The following is a 17,695-nucleotide window of genomic DNA, read 5'->3' on the forward strand; positions in this document are numbered from 1 at the left end:
GGGTCAGGGGGCCGAGCGGGTGGCGGCGTCCAGGTGGCGGCCGAGGCGGCGGACCAGCAGGGCCATCTCGTGGGCGAGCTGTCCGACGTCGGTGCCCGACTCGCTCAGCACGGCGAGCCGGCTGCCGTGGCCGGCCGGGGTGACGAAGAGGTAGGCGTCCTCCAGCATGACCATCGTCTGCCGCACCTCGCCCGCCTCGAACCGTTCCCCCACGGAGCGGGCCAGCCCGTGGAAGCCGGAGCAGACGGCGGCCAGGTGCTCCATGTCCCGGCCCGGCATGCCCTCCGAGCAGCTCAGGGCCAGGCCGTCGGCGGTGAGCAGCACGGCCTGGCGGACATGGTCGGTGCGGGCCACCAGGTCGTCCAGCAGCCAGCCGAGACCGGTGCCGGGGGCACCGGCCGGCGTGGCCGGGGTCGCGGGGGTCTGGTCGTCACCGTGCATCGTCGGTGTCCGTCCCTTCGTCGGCGTGGGTGTGCGCTGCGTCCGGTTCACGGGTGGCCGCCGCGTCCGGTTCACGGGTGGCCGCGGGCAGTCCCCTGCGGCCACGGTCCAGACCGCGCTGGAAGGCACCGAAGATCGCCCGCATCTCTTCGGCATCGACCTCACGCACCGGGCCGCGGCCTTGCGGCTGAGGCTCGTCCCGCAACTCCCGGACGAGGGAGGCCTGACGGGTCCGGGTGGGGAGGGCGGGGGTGCCTTGCGGCGTGGGAGGGGCGGGGAGCTGGGCGGAGGCTGGGGCGTCCGGGGTGGGGGCAGCGAGGGCGCCGTACGGCTCGGAGGCCGGCGACGGGGTGGTCCGCCTCCGGAACGGCAGCTCGGGGGCGGGGGTGCCGTGCGGCACGGGGGCAGCGGGGAGCTGATCGGGTGCGGGGGCACCCTGCGGCTCGGGGGTGGGGGTGCCGTGCGGCGCCGGGGTGGCGGGGAGCTGGGCGGAGGCTGGGGCGTCCGGGGTGGGGGCAGCGAGGGCGCCGTACGGCTCGGAGGCCGGCGACGGGGTGGTCCGCCTCCGGAACGGCAGCTCGGGGGCGGGGGTGCCGTGCGGTGCGGGGGCGCCCTGCGGCTCTGGGGTGGGGGTGCCGTGCGGCGCGGGGGCGGTGAGGGCGGGGTCGGCCGCGGGCGAGCCCTGCGGCACGGGGGCCGGCCGGGGGGTGCTCCGCGTCCGGGACGGCAGCACGGGGGCCGCGGCGCCCCGCGGTCCCTGGGCGAGGGTGCCGTGCGACGCGAGCGCGTCGGGGTCGGGGTCGGGGTGGGCCGTGGGCGCCCCCTGCGGCTCGGGGGCGGCATGGGGCGCGGGAGCAGCGGGTGCGGCCTGGGGTGCGGGCGCCGGCGCGGGGGTGCTCCGCGTCCGGGACGGCAGTTCCGGTGCCGGGGCCGCACCGGACTGCGGTGTCAGTACCGCGGCCGCACCGGACTGCGGTGCCGGTGTCGGGGACGTGCCGGAGGGCGGTTCCGGTGCCGGGGTCGCGGCGGGTGTGCGTGGGTGCTGTGCCCGCGTCTCCGCCGGTTCCGCGTCCGCCAGTACCGCCGGAGGCAGCAGCACCACCGCCGTCGTACCCCCGTAGGGCGAATCCCTGAGGCTCACCTCGATGCCGTGCCGGGCGGCGAGGCGGCCGACGACGTACAGGCCGAGGCGGTCGTGCCGGGTGGGGTCGAAGGCGTCGGGGTCGGTGAGGGTGCGGTGCGCCTCGGCGCGCTGCTCCGCGTCGAGGCCGAGCCCGCGGTCGTCGATCTCCAGCACGAACCCGCCACCGACCCGCCCGGGCCGCAGCGTGACCTGGGTGTGCGGCGGTGAGAAGACCGCCGCGTTCTCCAGCAGCTCGGCGAGGAGGTGCACTACGTCGGCGACCGCTTCGGCCGCGATGCCCACCTCGGGCATCGGCGGTACCACCACGCGCGTGTAGTCCTCGATCTCGCTCACCGCCGACGCGACCACGTCGGCCACGGGCACGGGCCGGCGCCAGCGGCGGCCGGGCGCCGCGCCGGAGAGGATGATCAGGCTCTCCGCGTGCCGGCGCATCCGGGTGGTCAGGTGATCGATGCGGAACAGCTGGCGCAGGACCTCCGGGTCGTCGGTCCGCCGCTCCAGCGTGTCGACGAGCTTGAGCTGGCGGTGCACCAGTGCCTGGTTGCGCCGCGCGATGGTGAGCAGCACCGCGAAAAGACCCCGGCGCAGGCCGGCCTGTCTGACGGCGGCCTCCACGGCGGCCAGGCGCGCGGTGTTGAAGGACCGGCCGACCTGGCCGATCTCGTCGTCGCGGACCTCGTCGGCGGCGAGCGGGGGCGCCTCGGCGAGCGCGTCCACCTCCTCACCCGCGCTCAACCGCCGCATGACATCGGGGAGTTGCCGCACGCTGAGGACGTCGGCCGCGTCCCGGAGCGTCTCCAGACGGCGGGAGACGCGCCGCGCTCCGCGCACCGCGAGCCACAGTGACAGCGCCACGGCGGCCAGCCCGGCCGCTCCGACGACGGCGGCCTTCGTCAGCTCGTGGTAGGCGAAGGCCCGGCCGCGCGCGGCGGAGTTCTCGGCGGAGCGGGTGCACAGCAGCATGTAGCGCTTGACGGCCCGGTCGGTGGCCGACCGCCAGGTGTCCGCCGCGACGGCCCGCCCCGCCCCCGCGGCGCCGGCCCGCAGCAGCGCGTCCTCGCCGCGCACCAGCGCGCGGTGCGGCTCGGCGCGCCGGAATTCCTCGAACAGGCGCCGCGAGTCGGCGGGCAGGTCCGGTACGTACGTCCGCTCGAAGACCCGCCGGTCCTCGACGGCCGCGGTCAGGGTGGCGTACTGCCGGTCGGTCAACGTGCCCGCCGCCCGCGCCCCGGCGACCAGGGCGTCCTCCCGGGACACGAACTCCCGCACCCGCACCAGCTCGATGACGACCTGCGACTCCCGGGCGAGCTGCCCGGCCTGGAGGGCGGTGAGCGTGGACTGGACGTCGAAGCCGGGCTCGACGAGCCCGCCGTACTCCTCGACCGCCCGGTCCCAGGTGACCCGCCGGGTCAGTACGCGTTCGCGCAGGCCCTCCAGCTTCCCGGTGGCCGCGACCATGGCGTCCACGGCCTGCCGCTGCCGGCCGGTGAGCCGGCCACGGTCGCCGTCGCGGACCGCCCGCCGCATGGCCTCGACGGCCCGGTCGGTGCGGCGCTGCTGTCCGAGCAGGTCGCCGGCGACGGCCGCGTCGAGGCCGGCGCCCAGGTAGGCCGCGGACATCCGGCGTTCGATCTGGATCTGACCCACCGCGGTGTCCACCGGAGTCCCGAAGTCCTCGTACACCCCCTGGAGGCGGACGAGCGCGCGCAGTTCGGCGGTGACGGACACCATGGTGAAGCTCCACAGGCCCATCAGCGCGACGGCCGGGGCCAGGGCGAGCGCCACGATCCGTGTGCGGACGGTGGTGGGACGGCCGACGGGCCAGCGCATGGGTTACCTGCCGGTGTTACCAGTCAGTAGAAAGTCCGGCACAACCTACGGGATGGCCATCAGGACCGCAATGGTGACCTGCGGTAACCCGGGTCACCTCCGGGAGCTCCCCGGGATGGCCGCCCATGCGAAGCGGGGACCTAGCCCGGAGCCCCCGAGGAGAAGCGGCGCAGCAGCGGTGACAGCACCAGCACCGACTTGGTCCGCTCCACGAACGGCTCGCCGGCGATGCGCTCCAGGACCCGCTCGAAGTGGCGCATGTCGGAGGCGAAGACCTGGACGACCGCGTCCGCGTCGCCCGTGACGGTCGACGCGGCCACGACCTCCTGGTAGCGCTCCAGGCCCCGCTGGATGGTCTCCGGCGAGGTGTTGCGCCGGCAGTAGATCTCGACGAACCCCTCGGTCTCCCAGCCGAGCGCCGCCGGGTCCACCCGGACGGTGAACCCGGTGATGGCTCCGGTGGCCCGCAGCCGGTCCACGCGCCGTTTGACGGCGGGTGCGGACAGGCCGACGAGCTGCCCGATGTCCGCGTAGGAGCGGCGTGCGTCCTCGGCGAGGGCGTGCACGATGCGTTCGTCGAGATCGTTCAGCACGGGGGGTGGTTCATTTCTCCGGTTCGGTCACTTCTCCGTCGCCACCGCGACGTCCTCGGCGGTCGCGAGACGGGAACGGCGGTAGCCGTACCCGAAGTAGAACACGAGCCCGACCGCCATCCAGACACCAAAGACCACCCAGGTGACGGCGGACAGGCTCCCCATCATCCAGACGCAGAAGGCGAAGCCCAGCGCGGGCAGCACCGGCGACAGCGGGACGCGGAAGGTGCGCGGCATGTCCGGGCGGGTCCGGCGCAGCACCACCACGGCCACGTTGACCAGAGCGAAGGCGAACAGCGTGCCGATGCTGGTGGCGTCGGCCAGTTGGCCAAGCGGGACGGCGGCGGCGAGGACGCCGCAGAACAGCGACACGATCACCGTGTTGGCTCGGGGCGCGCCGGTCTTCGGGTGCACCCTGGCGAAGACCTTCGGCACCAGTCCGTCGCGGGACATGGCGAAGAGGATGCGGGTCTGGCCGTAGAGCACGGTCAGGACGACGCTCGCGATGGCGATGACGGCGCAGAAGGCCAGCAGGGTGGCCCAGAAGTCCTGCCCGGTGACGTCCCTCATGATCTGGGCGAGCGCGGCCTCGGAGTCGTTGAACCTCCGCCAGGGCCGCGCGCCGACGGCGACTGCCGCGACCAGCACGTACAGGGTGGTCACGATGACGAGGGACAGCATGATCGCGCGCGGCAGGTCCCGCTGGGCGTTCTTGGCCTCCTCACCGGCGGTGGAGGCGGCGTCGAAGCCGATGTACGAGAAGAACAGCGTGGCGCCGGCCGCGCTGACGCCCGCCATGCCGAGCGGCATGAAGTGGGCGTAGTTGCCGGACTTGAAGCCCATGAAGCCGATGGCGCAGAACAGGATCAGCGCGGCGATCTTCACGCACACCATGATCGTGTTGGCGCGCGCGGACTCCTTGGCGCCGCCGAGCAGGAAGGCCATCGCGAGGAGCACGACGATCAGGGCGGGCAGGTTGAAGACGCCGCCGTCGCCGGGCGGGGCGGACAGGGCGTCCGGGATGGTGACGCCGATGGTGCCGTCGAGCAGTTCGTTGAGGTACTCGCCCCAGCCGACGGCGACGGCGGCGACCGAGACGCCGTACTCCAGGAGCAGGCACCAGCCGCAGACCCAGGCGATCAGTTCGCCCATGGTTGCGTATGCGTACGAGTACGAGGAACCGGAGACCGGGATGGTGCCCGCCAGCTCGGCGTAGGACAGGGCCGAGAACAGCGCGGTGAGCCCGGCGATCACGAAGGAGAGGGTGACGGCCGGACCCGCCTTGGGTACGGCCTCACCGAGGACGACGAAGATGCCGGTGCCGAGGGTGGCGCCGATGCTGATCATGGTCAGCTGCCACAGCCCGAGGGACCGCCGCAGCGTCCCTCCCTCGCCCTGGCCGCCCTCCGCGACCAGGCGTTCCACTGGCTTGCGACGCATGAGGCGCGCGGCGACGCCCGGGGACGCGGGGGCGGCCGTTCTCTGGTCTTGCGGGGGTGCGCCTTGCTCGAGCACGCCTGGCTCCTTATCGCTGCCGGTCTGGACGGACGAGGACCGGCGGAAGCCCCTCGGGGCAGGAACCCGCCGAGCGGAGTCCCCGCCACGCCACCTACAGCGCAGCACCCTATGAGGCGCGGCTTCGCGGGCGTAATGCAGCAAGGTTGCGCATACCCGCATGATCATTGCGTTGATCGGGACCGGGTGCCCTTTTGTTGCGCCCGGACCGCGAACCGTTGCGCGGCGGCCCCGCAGGTCCCTTTTCTCACGCTTCCTCCGGCTCCCCCGGTCCGGCCGGGCGCGGAAGGTTCGCACCCGGCCGGTGCGTTCGCCGCGGACCTGCCCGCGGGCACGCCGACGGCCCCCGTCCGTCCCGGGAGCGGGATCGGCGGGGGCCGTACGGAAGGCGTGGTGGGGCCGGTTCCGGCAGGCGTGTCAGTTCCAGCTGGCGTGCAGCGGCTTGCCCTCGGCGTAGCCGGCGGCGCTCTGGATGCCGACGACGGCCTTCTCGGCGAACTCCTCCAGGGAGCCGGCGCCGGCGTAGGTGCAGGAGGAGCGGACGCCCGCGATGATCGAGTCGACCAGGTCCTCGACGCCCGGGCGGGCCGGGTCGAGGAACATGCGGGAGGTGGAGATGCCCTCCTCGAACAGTGTCTTGCGGGCGCGGTCGTAGGCGGACTCCTCCGAGGTGCGGTTGCGCACCGCGCGCGCGGAGGCCATGCCGAACGACTCCTTGTAGAGGCGCCCGTTCGCGTCCTGCTGGAGGTCGCCCGGGGACTCGTAGGTGCCGGCGAACCAGGAGCCGACCATCACGTTGGACGCGCCGGCCGCGAGGGCCATGGCCACGTCGCGCGGGTGCCGGACGCCGCCGTCGGCCCACACGTGCTTGCCGTACTTCCTCGCCTCGGCGGCGCACTCCAGGACCGCGGAGAACTGCGGCCGGCCCACGCCGGTCATCATCCGGGTCGTGCACATGGCACCGGGGCCGACACCGACCTTGATGATGTCCGCACCGGCGTCGATCAGGTCCTTGACGCCCTCGGCGGAGACGATGTTGCCCGCCGCGATCGGCACCTGCGGGTCGAGGGCGCGCACCAGCTTGATCGCGCTGATCATCGACTCCTGGTGGCCGTGCGCGGTGTCGATGACGAGCGTGTCCACGCCCGCGTCGAGGAGCTGCTTGGCCTTGCCGGCCACATCGCCGTTGATGCCGACGGCGGCGGCGACGCGCAGCCGGCCCTTCGCGTCCACGGCCGGGGTGTACAGCGTGGCCCGCAGCGCGCCCTTGCGGGTCAGGATGCCGGCGAGCCGCCCGTCCTTGTCCACGGCCGGGGCGTAGCGGCGGTTGTGCGTGTCGAGGGTGTTGAAGGCCTCGCGCGGGTCGATGTCGGCGTCCAGCAGCAGCAGGTCCTTGGACATGACCACTTCGAGCTGGGTGAAGCGGTCGACGCCGCTGAGGTCCGCGTCGGTGACGACGCCGACCGGCCGCTGCTCCTCGTCGACGACCACACCGGCGTTGTGCGCGCGCTTGGGCAGCAGGGCCAGGGCGTCGGCGACGGTCTGGTGCGGGGCCAGCACGATCGGGGTGTCCAGGACCAGGTGGCGGCTCTTGACCCAGGAGACGACGTCGGTGACCACGTCGATCGGGATGTCCTGCGGGATGACCACGAGGCCGCCGCGCCGGGCGACCGTCTCGGCCATGCGGCGGCCGGCGATGGCGGTCATGTTGGCGACGACGAGCGGGATGGTGGTACCCGTGCCGTCCGGCGAGCCGAGGTCCACGCCCTGACGCGAGCCCACCGCGGAGCGGCTCGGCACCATGAACACGTCGTCGTACGTCAGGTCGTACGCGGGCTGGATGTCATTGAGGAAACGCACGTGCCGCACATCCCAGTCGATCAGAGGTGACCCCCCGACGGGTGCGCCAGGGGGAAAAGAGCACGTACTTCATTGTCCCATGGCGGCCGCCCCGTCACGCCCCCACAGAACCTCCAGGCCCGTCGGAAGGGGTCCGGGAGGATCCTCCAAGCGCGAGGGCGACGGTCAGCGCCGGCATGACGCGCATGGCGTGCGAGAACACCTCCTGGGCGGTCTCCCACTCCTCCGGCCGTGCCTCCGCGTACGCCTGCCAGTCCCGGACGACGAGGAGCAGCCCCCGCCCCCCGGCCTCCTCGGGCCAGACGGACAGGTCGGACAGGGAGTCGGCCAGCGCGTCCCAGTTGCGGCCGAACCAGCCGGGCAGCGCCAGGGCCCGGGCGGTGCGGTCCATCAGGCCCGCCTTGTCCGTGACCCCGTCGAGGTCGAGGGCGACCACGAGCCGGCCCGTCAGGTCTTCGGTCATCTCAGCACCGCCCGGAACGAGTTGTAGTGATCATCGGTGTAGTAGATCTCCCCGTCCCGCCCGGTGACCAGCCGTCGCGCCCCGCGGTCCGGTGAACCCGGAGTGGGCACCGTGTACTCGTGGTAGTGACCGCGCGGCTGTTTCGGCAGATGTCCCTCGAAGTTCCCGAACACGACCCCGTCCCTGGCGTACGGGTAGGGGCCGCCCCTGTCGATGAGGGCGAGGGTCCTGCGCGCCTCGGCCGGCAGCCGCGACTCCTGGACGGTGTCCATGCCCCGGGCCCATTCCGGGGCGGACGCGCGCGTGTCCGCCGGCGCGGCTCCGCCGGTGCCCGAGCATCCGGTCAGCAGGACCGCCAGCGCCAGCAGCGCCCCCGCGAGCACGGCGGGAACGCACCGCGCCCCGGCGCGGAGGACGGGCCTCGGGGACGTGTGAGGGACGAACCGCGGCAGCAGCATGCCGCCGATGCTGTCACGGCCGTCCCATCGCGTCCGCACCACGACCCGCCGACGGGGCCGGCCGGTGCGCGGCAGCGCCTGGGCACCGTCGAACGCGCCCGGTTCCGTCGGCGCGCCGACAGGACGCGTCAGGGCCCGTCGGGGGGCGCTCGGGCCCGTCGGGATGCGTCAGCGCCCCCTGAGGTCCCTCAGCGCCCGTCGAAGTCCGTCAGCGCCCGTCGAGATCGTCAGGGCCCGGCTGACGTCCGCCAGCGCCCGTCGGCGTCGGCGTCGGGTCCGCCAATGCCCGGACAGGGCGCGTCAGTGCCCGTGGGCGTCCTTCCGGGCCCGTGGCGTCGGGGCCCGTCAGGGTCCGTCCGCGCCAGTGCCCGAACAGGGCGCGTCAGTGCCCGTCGGGGTCCTTCCGGGCCCATCGGGGTCCCTCCGGACCCGAGGGGGTCCTTCCGAGCCCGACGGCCTCGGGGTTCCGTCAGGGCCCCTAGGACCCGGAAGGGGCCCGTCAGTGCCCGTCCGGGTCCGCGCGGCCGAGCGTGGGCTTCGGCGCCGGGCCGGCCGTCATCAGGTAGTCGGCGGCCGAGGTGTCCGTGACCAGGCTGGTGACCAGCCCGGAGCGCAGCACCGCGTCGATCGCGGACGCCTTGCGCTGCCCGCCGGCGATCGCCACGACCTCCGGGATGCGGCGGAGCTGGTCAGCCTTGACCGTGATGCACCGCTCCCCCAGGTCCCGCCCGATCCGGCGCCCCTCGGCGTCGAACAGGTGGGCGGCCATCTCGGCGGCGACACCGAGCGAGGCGTAGTGCGCGCGCTCCTCGTCGCTGAGCATGTCGTGCACCGTCGAGATACCGGGCTCCCAGGAACCGATGGAGACACAGGCGACCGTGACCTTGTCGAAGTACTCGAAGGCCCGGGCGATACCCGTCTGGTTGCGCAGCGCGGCCGCGGTGGCCGCGTCCGGCAGCAGCATCGGCGCGTAGATGGGGTGGGCGTCGCCGCCCGACACCTGGGCGGCACGGCGCACGGCCTCCACCGAGCCGCGCTCGGAGGTCCCGGCGTCGTACACGCCCGTCAGCTGCACCACCGTGCACGGCGGCAGCCGGTCGAGCGCGGCCGCCATGTGAATGGTGGAGCGGCCCCAGGCCAGCCCGAGCACATCCCCCTCGTTGACGAGCTCGCCGAGCAGATCGGCGGCCACCTCGCCGAGGTTCTCGGGGTCGGGGGTCTCCTCGGCCTCGGCCGGGGACTCGACCACCACGGCGTGCCTCAGGCCGTAGCGGGCGCGGAGCGCGTCGGAGCGCTCGGCGTCCAGCTCGGCCGGCACACGGATCTCGATACGCACGAGATCCCGTTCGAGGGCCGTCTCCAGGACCCGGGCCACTTTGAAGCGGCTGACGCCGAACTCCTCCGCGATCTGGATCTTGGATTTGCCCTCGAGGTAGAAGCGGCGGGCCATGGCCGCCGCCTGCACCAGCTCAGCGGGTCCCATCCGCATGGCTGACCGGCCCGCCGACATACCCGACACGGCGATCTCCTCACTGCTGTTCACACTCTGGATTCGCCGTTCATCCTTGCAGATCCGGCGCGGCTGCTCCGCCCACATGGGCGGCGTTCACTCAAGCGTTCACGTAGCCGTGGCTCAGTGGCCGCATGCCCAGGACGCCTCGGCGCTAACGGAATCCGCCTGGGCGCGCAGCGCCCGCACCGCCTCCGCCGGGTCTTCGGCCCCGTACACGGCCGAGCCGGCCACGAAGACGTCCGCGCCCGCGTCCGCGCACCGCTCGATGGTCGAGGCCGAGACACCGCCGTCGACCTGCAGCCAGAGCTGGAGGCCGTGCTTGCCGATCAGCTCCCGGGTGCGGCGGATCTTCGGGAGCATGATGTCGAGGAAGGCCTGCCCGCCGAAGCCCGGTTCGACCGTCATGATCAGCAGCATGTCGAGTTCGGGCAGCAGATCCTCGTACGGCTCGATCGGCGTAGCGGGCTTCAGCGCCATGGAGGCGCGGGCGCCCTTGGCGCGGATCTCCCGGGCGAGCCGCACCGGCGCGGCGGCCGCCTCGACGTGGAAGGTGACCGACGAGGCCCCGGCCTCGACGTACCGCGGCGCCCAGCGATCGGGGTCCTCGATCATCAGATGGCAGTCCAGCGGGGTGCCCGTGGCACGGGCGAGGGACTCCACGACCGGCACGCCGAGCGTGAGGTTCGGGACGAAATGGTTGTCCATGACGTCGACATGGAGCCAGTCGGCTCCCTCGACCGCCTTGGCCTCGTCCGCAAGGCGGGCGAAGTCGGCGGACAGAATGCTGGGGTTGATCTGCGCGGCCATGACCCAAGCCTGCCATGCCGCCACGCCGGCCTGTAACGGCGGTCCGTGGAGGGGGTGCCCCGGCCACGGGCGGGTACCGGCCGGACGCGCGGTTCCCCGCGCGTCCGGGGGGGACGACGCCGGCCGGTGTCAGCCGGTGCGGCGGATCAGGGCCAGGTACATCGCGTCGGTGCCGTGCAGGTGCGGCCAGAGCTGTACGTCGGGTCCCTCGCCGAGCGCCGGGACGCCGGGCAGCAGGGGGCGGGCGTCGATCAGCTCGGTGTCCGGGCGCCTCTTGAGCACGTCGGTGACGACCGCCCGGGTCTCGGCGAGATGCGGTGAGCAGGTGGCGTAGCCGACCACTCCACCGACCCGTACCGAGTCCAGTGCGGTGCGGAGCAGGGCGCGCTGGAGCGGCCCGAAGGTGTCCAGGTCCTCCGGGCGGCGGCGCCACCGTGCCTCGGGGCGCCGGCGCAGGGCGCCGAGCCCGGTGCAGGGCACGTCCATCAGGACCCGGTCGAAGGAGCCGGCCCGCCACGGCGGCCGGGTCCCGTCGGCGGTGACGACCTGGTACGGGCCCGGGTTGCCCTGGAGGGCCCTGGCCACCAGTCCCGCCCGGTGCGGCTGCTTCTCGGCGGCCAGCAGCGCGGCCCCGCGTTCGGCGGCGAGGGCGGCCAGCAGGGCGGCCTTGCCGCCGGGACCGGCGCAGCCGTCGAGCCACGTGGTGTCGGGGCCGTCGAGCGGAGCGTTCGCGAGCGCCAGGGCGACCAGCTGGCTGCCCTCGTCCTGTACTCCGGCCCGCCCCTCGTGCACGGCCGGCACCGCGCCCGGCTCGCCGCCCTCGGCCAGCCGCACGGCGTACGGCGACCAGCGGCCCGGCACGGCGGCGTCCTCGCGCAGCAGTTCCTCGGTGTTGGCCCGGCCCGGCCGCGCGACGAGCGTGACCTCGGGCCGCTCGTTGTCGGCCGCCAGCAGTTCCTCGATGCCGGCCCGGCCGCCGCCGAGGGAGTCCCACAGCGCGGAGACGACCCAGCGGGGGTGCGAGTGCACGACGGCGAGATGGTCCTCGGGATCCTCGTCGTAAGGGGGAGCGACCTTCTCGATCCAGCCGTCGAGATCGTTCTGGGCCACCTTCCTCAGCACCGCGTTGACGAACTTGGCGCGCCCGTCCCCGAGCACCACCCGCGCCAGCTCCACGGAGGCGGACACGGCGGCGTGGGTCGGGATCCGGGTCCCGAGGAGCTGGTGCACGCCCAGGCTGAGCACGTCGAGCACCGGCGGGTCGACCTCGCGCAGCGGCCGGTCGACGCAGGCGGCGATGACAGCGTCGTAGGTGCCCTGCCGGCGCAGCGTCCCGTACACCAACTCCGTGGCGAGCGCGGCGTCCCGCGTCTCGAAGCCGCCCTTCTCGCGGGCCTTGCGCAGCAGCGGCGGCAGCACCAGGTTGGCGTACGCGTCCCGTTCGTCCACCGCGCGCAGCGCGTCGAAGGCCAGGATGCGGACGGGGTCCTTCTGGGGACGGCGGTAGGGCTTGGCGGGCCTGCGCGGCCGCTGGGACTGCTCGCTCACGAAAAAGGTGCTCCGGATGTGAAGAAGGGAGTGCGGTTCCCAGCGTACGTCGCCGCGGCCGGGCCCCCGCCGCTCGGGGCTCAGCCCCCGAGCGTCTCCCCCTCCGTGATGCGCGCCCCGCGCGCCCAGTCGGCGGCCCGCATCGGCTTCTTGCCCTGCGCCTGCACCCACAGCAGCTCGACGGCGTACGAGCCGGTGCCCACGTGCACGCTGTTCTTGCCTGCCGCGAGCTGTCCCGGGGCGAGGCCGGTGCGCTCGGGCACGGGCGTGACCTGGACGAGCTTGAGCCGCTCGCCGCGGAACGTGGTCCAGGCGCCGGGCGCGGGCGTGCAGCCGCGCACCACCCGGTCGACGCGGAGCGCCGGCGCCGCCCAGTCCACCTGGGCGTCCTCGACGGTGATCTTGGGTGCGAGGGTGATGCCCTCGGCCGGCTGCGGCACCGCCTTCAGGGTGCCGTCCGCGATGCCGTCCATGGTCGCGGCCAGCAGACCGGCGCCGGCGAAGGCGAGCCGGGTGAGCAGGTCGCCGCTGGTGTCGGTGGGCCGGACCTGCTCGGTGACGGTGCCGTACACCGGCCCCGAGTCGAGCCCCTCCTCGATGAGGAAGGTGGAGGCCCCGGTGATCTCGTCGCCCGCCATGAGGGCGTGCTGCACGGGTGCGGCCCCGCGCCAGGCGGGCAGCAGGGAGAAGTGCAGATTGACCCAGCCGTGCGCCGGGACGTCCAGGGCGACCCTGGGCAGCAGGGCGCCGTAGGCGACCACGGGGCAGCAGTCCGGGGCGATCTCCCGCAGCCGCTCCAGGAACTCGGGGTCGCGCGGCTTGACCGGCTTCAGCACCTCGATCCCGGCCTCCGCCGCCCGTTCGGCCACGGGGGACGCGACCAGCCTGCGTCCCCGCCCGGCCGGCGCGTCGGGCCGTGTGACGACGGCGGCCACCTCGTGCCGCCCGGAGGCGAGGAGAGCGTCCAGGGCGGGAACGGCGACCTCGGGGGTACCGGCGAAGACGAGCTTCATGGGCGGGATCGGGCCTCTCGGGCGGGGGTTGGACGGGCGGCGCACCAGTCTATGGCCCGGCCCGGCCCTACGCCCCACCTGCCATGGACGCGCGGGCGACCGCGGTGACCGGGCCGAGCGGTGGTGCGCGGGTGACGGGCGGCGTACGCATATGCCCGTACGCCCCCACCCCGTGACCAGCGGAGCGTCCACGCGTTGTCAAGAGAGAGTTGACCGCATCGGGCCGCGCCAGCGGCCCAGTTCCTTTCAACGCCGGTTCGAGAGGCTTGTTCATGGCCGACCACGCAACCCACGACGCCCAGGCCCGGGCCAGCCTGCACTTGCTGGTGCGGGACATCGAGCGGGTCCGCCGGCAGGTGGACGCGCTGCGCACGCTCACCGCCCAGTTGGGCAACGTCTACCGTCCGCGCCGTTCCGGCCCGTCCACGGGGTTCGTCGTCTACGGACGAGCCCCCGCCCCCACGGTCCGCCTCGCCCAGGAGCTCCGGGACAGCGTCGAGACGCTGGTCACCGCAGCCGTGGACTTCGACCGCTCGCTCGGCTTCTCCTGGGACGCGGTGGGCTCGGCCCTCGGCGTCACCAAGCAGGCGGTGCACCGCCGTTACGGCGCCCGCCGGGCCGCCACGCAGGCGGCCGCCGAGAACGAGCGGGCCACGGAGCCGTCCGGCACCCGCACGCTCGACGTGGACTCCCCCCTGCCCGCGGTGCCGACGGTGCCCGCGGCCCGTTCGATGCCGACGCAGCCGACCGCGGGCAGCCCGACGCTCCGCGACGACGCCCGGCCGACGGCCTTTCCGGGCCCGCGCAACGGCTGAGCGCACCGCCCGGCCCGACCTCATCCTGCCCTCCCGGAGACACCGGGAGGGCAGACGCATGCCCCGCGCGCGGCGCGGGGCACGTCCGGTGGGCTCTCAGCCGATGTCCGGGGGATCGATCCGCACCCGCACCGGTTCCTCGCTCCCCCGCGCCATCCGCGCCGCCTGAGCCGTCTTCAGGGCGGTGGCCAGCGCGGCCCCGCTGCCCGGGGGCACCCGCACCAGCGCCCGTTCCCAGTGCTCACCGGGTGGCGGCGCACCGGGCCTGCGCGGCCGGCCGGGCAGGGTGGGGGGCACCGGCACCGGGCCCAGCACCTCGGCGTCCGCGGGCAGTCCGACGGTGCCGAGGAACTCGGCGACGGCCTCGGCCGTCCCGGACACGGCCGCCATCCGGGACACCGGAGGGAAGCCCAGCTCGGCCCGCTCGGCCAGCTCCCGCACCGCGTGGCCCACCGGGTCCCAGCGCACCAGCGCCTGCACGGGACGCAGGGTCGGCTCGGCCACCACGACCACGGTCCCCCGCTCGCCCTGCGGCCGGACGAGCGCCCCGGCGGCGATCCACCGCCGCAGCGCCTCCTCACCGGCCCGCAGGTCGGGCCGCCCGAGCATGGCCCAGCCGTCCAGCAGCAGGGCCGCCGCGTAGCCGCCGTCGGCGACGGGCTCGGCCCCCGGCGTGCTCACCACCAGCGCGGGCGTGTCCGGCACCGTGTCCAGCACATGCTCGCGCCCCGATGTGCGCACCGGTACGGCGGGGAAGGCCCGCCCCAGCTCCTCGGCGGTCCGCCGCGCCCCCACGACCTGGGCCCGCAGGCGGAAGCTCCCGCACTCCGGGCAGTGCCAGGCATTCTCCTCGCGCCCGCACCAGCCGCACCTCAGCACACCGGCGTCCTGGGCCTCCAGCGGGCCCGCGCAGTGCCGGCACCGGGCGGGCGCCCTGCACTGCGCACAGGCCATGCGCGGCACGTAGCCGCGCCGGGGCACCTGCACCAGCACCGGGCCGTGCCGCAGCCCCTCGCGGACCGCCTGCCAGGCGAGCGTGGGCAGCCGGGCGGCGCGGGCGGCCTCGTCGCGGGCGAGATCCTGGTCCCCGACCGTGCGCACGAGGGGGGCGGCCGCCCGTACCTGCTCCCGGCCGGCGACCAGCGGCCGCGCCCAGCCGCTCTCGACGAGCTGGGCCGCCTCGACCGTGCAGCTCCAGCCGCCCAGCAGAAAGGCGCACTTGTCGAGTGTGGCGCGCAGCAGCAGCACATCCCGGGCATGCGGCTGCGGGGCGTGCTGCTCGCTGTGGCTGCCGTCGCCGTCGTCCCAGACGGCGACGAGCCCGAGATCCCGCACGGGCGCGAACATCGCCGCCCGGGTGCCGACGACCGCGCGCACCGACCCGCGCCGCACCGCGAGCCACTGCGCGTACCGCTTCTCGGGGCCGGCGTCGGCGGTGAGCAGCGCATGCCGGCCCTCGCCGAGCAGCGCGGTCAGCGCGGCGTCCACCCGGGCGGCGGCCCGCCCGTCCGGTACGACGACGAGCGCGCCGCGTCCCGAGGCGAGCGTGGCGGCGACGGCCCGGGCCAGCTCCTCGCTCCACAGCGGGCCCGGCAGGGCGTTCCACACGGCTCGCGGGGCGGCGCCGGCGGCCAGCGACCGGAGGAAGGCGTCCCCCTGCTCGTACCGCGTCCATGATCCCGGCTCCGGCGCCGGCGGCGCGGGCAGCGGGTCGGGCGACGGGCGCCGCTCGGCCCGCGCGCTGCGCGGCGGCACGGCCAGCTGAAGCACATCGGCGAGGCTCCCCGCGTACCGGTCGGCGACGGCCCGCGCGAGCCCCAGCAGCTCGTCGCTGAGCACGGGCTCGGGCGAGACCACCTGGGCGAGGGCGGCCAGCGGCCCGGAGTAGTCGGACTCGGCCCGCCGCTCGACGATGAAGCCGCCGATCAGCCCGCCGCCCTCGCGGCGCCCGTCGCGCACGCGCCCCCGCCCGGCCCCGAACCGCACCCGCACCCTGACCCCGGGCTGCGCCTCGGCGTCCAGTTCCTCGGGTACCGCGTAGTCGAAGTACCGGTCGAGGTGCAGTACGCCCTTGTCGACGAGCACCCGTGCCACGGGCAGCTCTCCGGCCAGCGCGGCGCCCCGCCAGGTCCGCGGTTTGGCCCGGGGCACCTTGGCCCCCCGCAGGCTCTCCCGGATGAGCGCGAGCTGCTCCGGCGGCGCCCCCTCGGCCCCGCCGCCCCCCGAACCGTTCTCGCTGCTCACGCTTGCATTCTTACCAAACGCCACCGACAACCGGCGCCCCGAGCGGATCCCGCCGGGGGCGGAGGGCCTGGACGGGACGGTGCGGGAGCTCCGGACACACGCCGAGGCCCGGCCCCCGAAGGGAGACCGGGCCTCGGCGGGACGACCGGGACGGGACTACAGGCCCGCGGCCTGGCGCAGGGCGTCCACGCGGTCCGTGCGCTCCCAGGTGAAGTCGGGCAGCTCGCGGCCGAAGTGACCGTACGCGGCGGTCTGGGCGTAGATCGGGCGGAGCAGGTCGAGGTCGCGGATGATGGCGGCCGGGCGGAGGTCGAAGACCTGGTCGATCGCCTTCTCGATCTTCTCGTGGTCGATCTTGGCGGTGCCGAAGGTCTCCACGAACAGACCCACCGGCTCGGCCTTGCCGATGGCGTAGGCGACCTGGACCTCGCAGCGGGAGGCCAGGCCCGCCGCCACGACGTTCTTGGCGACCCAGCGCATGGCGTAGGCGGCGGAGCGGTCGACCTTGGACGGGTCCTTGCCGGAGAAGGCGCCGCCGCCGTGGCGGGCCATGCCGCCGTAGGTGTCGATGATGATCTTGCGGCCGGTCAGGCCGGCGTCGCCCATGGGGCCGCCGATCTCGAACCGGCCGGTCGGGTTGACCAGCAGCCGGTAGCCCTCGGTGTCCAGCTTGATGCCGTCCTCGAGCAGTGCCTTCAGCTCGGGCTCGACGACGAACTCGCGGATGTCGGGAGCGAGCAGCGACTCGAGGTCGATGTCCGAGGCGTGCTGGGAGGAGACCACGACCGTGTCGAGGCGGACGGCCTTGTCGCCGTCGTACTCGATGGTGACCTGCGTCTTGCCGTCGGGGCGCAGGTAGGGGATGGTGCCGTTCTTGCGGACCTCGGAGAGCCGCTTCGACAGGCGGTGCGCCAGGAAGACCGGCAGCGGCATCAGCGTCGGGGTCTCGTCCGAGGCGTAGCCGAACATCAGGCCCTGGTCGCCGGCGCCCTGCTTGTCGAGCTCGTCCTCGTCGCCCTCGACCCGGGACTCGTAGGCCGTGTCGACGCCCTGCGCGATGTCCGGGGACTGCGCGCCGATCGACACCGAGACGCCGCAGGAGGCTCCGTCGAAGCCCTTCTTCGAGGAGTCGTAACCGATCTCGAGGATCTTGTTGCGGACCAGGGTCGCGATGTCCGCGTAGGCCTTGGTCGTCACCTCGCCGGCCACGTGGACCAGGCCGGTGGTGATCAGCGTCTCGACGGCGACGCGCGAGGAGGGGTCCTCGCGCAGCAGCGCGTCGAGGATGGTGTCGCTGATCTGGTCAGCGATCTTGTCGGGGTGACCCTCGGTCACGGACTCCGAGGTGAACAGGCGACGGGACACAACGCTCCCTGGGGTTGCAGCGGCTGCTGGCTGATCATTGGCAGATGACGCGGGGGGCTGCACCCGACGTCGTCCGAGAACAGTTT

General features: G+C 74.3%; 14 protein-coding genes. 1 reads left to right on the forward strand and 13 read right to left on the reverse strand.

Going from position 1 to position 17,695, the window contains the following annotated elements:
• Positions 1-3 precede the first annotated feature (3 nt).
• From ABZ478_RS09415 to fmt, 11 genes are all read right to left on the reverse strand, one after another.
• Complete coding sequence (locus ABZ478_RS09415; RefSeq protein WP_359546866.1) at positions 4-441, reverse strand: roadblock/LC7 domain-containing protein; 438 nt, start codon at positions 439-441, stop codon at positions 4-6.
• Positions 431-3,415, reverse strand: coding sequence for a nitrate- and nitrite sensing domain-containing protein (locus tag ABZ478_RS09420; protein WP_359546867.1), 2,985 nt, complete (start codon positions 3,413-3,415; stop codon positions 431-433). Before ABZ478_RS09420 ends, ABZ478_RS09415 begins: the two co-directional genes overlap by 11 nt.
• Positions 3,416-3,555: 140 nt before the next feature.
• Complete coding sequence (locus tag ABZ478_RS09425) at positions 3,556-4,008, reverse strand: Lrp/AsnC family transcriptional regulator (protein ID WP_132894522.1); 453 nt, start codon at positions 4,006-4,008, stop codon at positions 3,556-3,558.
• Positions 4,009-4,035: 27 nt separating this feature from the next.
• A complete protein-coding gene (locus tag ABZ478_RS09430) occupies positions 4,036-5,523 on the reverse strand; it encodes an amino acid permease (RefSeq protein WP_359546869.1) in 1,488 nt (495 codons plus the stop codon).
• Positions 5,524-5,940: 417 nt separating this feature from the next.
• Positions 5,941-7,383 carry a GuaB1 family IMP dehydrogenase-related protein gene (locus ABZ478_RS09435; protein WP_359546871.1) on the reverse strand — a complete coding sequence of 481 codons (1,443 nt, stop codon included), beginning with the start codon at positions 7,381-7,383 and terminating at the stop codon, positions 5,941-5,943.
• Between the two features lie 94 nt (positions 7,384-7,477).
• Entirely contained in the window at positions 7,478-7,846 is a 369-nt protein-coding gene (locus tag ABZ478_RS09440; RefSeq protein WP_359546873.1) for a barstar family protein, read from the reverse strand.
• A complete protein-coding gene (locus ABZ478_RS09445) occupies positions 7,843-8,304 on the reverse strand; it encodes a ribonuclease domain-containing protein (RefSeq protein WP_359546875.1) in 462 nt (153 codons plus the stop codon). The genes ABZ478_RS09440 and ABZ478_RS09445 overlap by 4 nt, the downstream gene beginning before the upstream one ends.
• Before the next feature lie 499 nt (positions 8,305-8,803).
• Positions 8,804-9,847, reverse strand: coding sequence for a sugar-binding domain-containing protein (locus ABZ478_RS09450; protein ID WP_359546877.1), 1,044 nt, complete (start codon positions 9,845-9,847; stop codon positions 8,804-8,806).
• A 90-nt stretch (positions 9,848-9,937) separates the two neighbouring features.
• Positions 9,938-10,624 carry a ribulose-phosphate 3-epimerase gene (rpe, locus tag ABZ478_RS09455; RefSeq protein ID WP_359546879.1) on the reverse strand — a complete coding sequence of 229 codons (687 nt, stop codon included), beginning with the start codon at positions 10,622-10,624 and terminating at the stop codon, positions 9,938-9,940.
• 129 nt (positions 10,625-10,753) lie between these two features.
• Positions 10,754-12,172 carry a transcription antitermination factor NusB gene (locus tag ABZ478_RS09460; protein WP_359546881.1) on the reverse strand — a complete coding sequence of 473 codons (1,419 nt, stop codon included), beginning with the start codon at positions 12,170-12,172 and terminating at the stop codon, positions 10,754-10,756.
• 80 nt (positions 12,173-12,252) lie between these two features.
• On the reverse strand, positions 12,253-13,185 hold the full coding sequence (gene fmt, locus ABZ478_RS09465; RefSeq protein WP_359546882.1) for a methionyl-tRNA formyltransferase: 933 nt from the start codon (positions 13,183-13,185) through the stop codon (positions 12,253-12,255).
• A gap of 272 nt (positions 13,186-13,457) precedes the next feature.
• Here fmt and ABZ478_RS09470 point away from each other — a divergent pair, with 272 nt between their 5' ends.
• Positions 13,458-14,000 carry a hypothetical protein gene (locus ABZ478_RS09470; RefSeq protein WP_359546884.1) on the forward strand — a complete coding sequence of 181 codons (543 nt, stop codon included), beginning with the start codon at positions 13,458-13,460 and terminating at the stop codon, positions 13,998-14,000.
• A gap of 96 nt (positions 14,001-14,096) precedes the next feature.
• Here ABZ478_RS09470 and ABZ478_RS09475 read toward each other — a convergent pair whose 3' ends face one another.
• Both ABZ478_RS09475 and metK read right to left on the reverse strand, forming a co-directional pair.
• The gene (locus tag ABZ478_RS09475; protein WP_359546886.1) at positions 14,097-16,244 is read right to left on the reverse strand and encodes a primosomal protein N'; all 2,148 of its coding nucleotides are present in this window, start codon (positions 16,242-16,244) and stop codon (positions 14,097-14,099) included.
• A 156-nt stretch (positions 16,245-16,400) separates the two neighbouring features.
• Positions 16,401-17,609: a methionine adenosyltransferase gene (gene metK / locus ABZ478_RS09480; protein WP_359546888.1), complete on the reverse strand. Its 1,209-nt coding sequence runs from the start codon at positions 17,607-17,609 to the stop codon at positions 16,401-16,403.
• Positions 17,610-17,695: the final 86 nt, after the last annotated feature.

Origin of the sequence: Streptomyces sp. NPDC005706, assembly GCF_040631045.1 — a bacterium.
Classification (GTDB): Bacteria; Actinomycetota; Actinomycetes; order Streptomycetales; family Streptomycetaceae; genus Streptomyces.

Coding starts and splice junctions, on each gene's coding strand:
- ABZ478_RS09415 (WP_359546866.1), bottom strand. CDS start 441: ATGCACGGTGACGACCAGACCCCCGCGACCCCGGCCACGCCGGCCGGT.
- ABZ478_RS09420 (WP_359546867.1), bottom strand. CDS start 3,415: ATGCGCTGGCCCGTCGGCCGTCCCACCACCGTCCGCACACGGATCGTG.
- ABZ478_RS09440 (WP_359546873.1), bottom strand. CDS start 7,846: ATGACCGAAGACCTGACGGGCCGGCTCGTGGTCGCCCTCGACCTCGAC.
- ABZ478_RS09445 (WP_359546875.1), bottom strand. CDS start 8,304: ATGCTGCTGCCGCGGTTCGTCCCTCACACGTCCCCGAGGCCCGTCCTC.
- rpe (WP_359546879.1), bottom strand. CDS start 10,624: ATGGCCGCGCAGATCAACCCCAGCATTCTGTCCGCCGACTTCGCCCGC.
- fmt (WP_359546882.1), bottom strand. CDS start 13,185: ATGAAGCTCGTCTTCGCCGGTACCCCCGAGGTCGCCGTTCCCGCCCTG.
- ABZ478_RS09470 (WP_359546884.1), top strand. CDS start 13,458: ATGGCCGACCACGCAACCCACGACGCCCAGGCCCGGGCCAGCCTGCAC.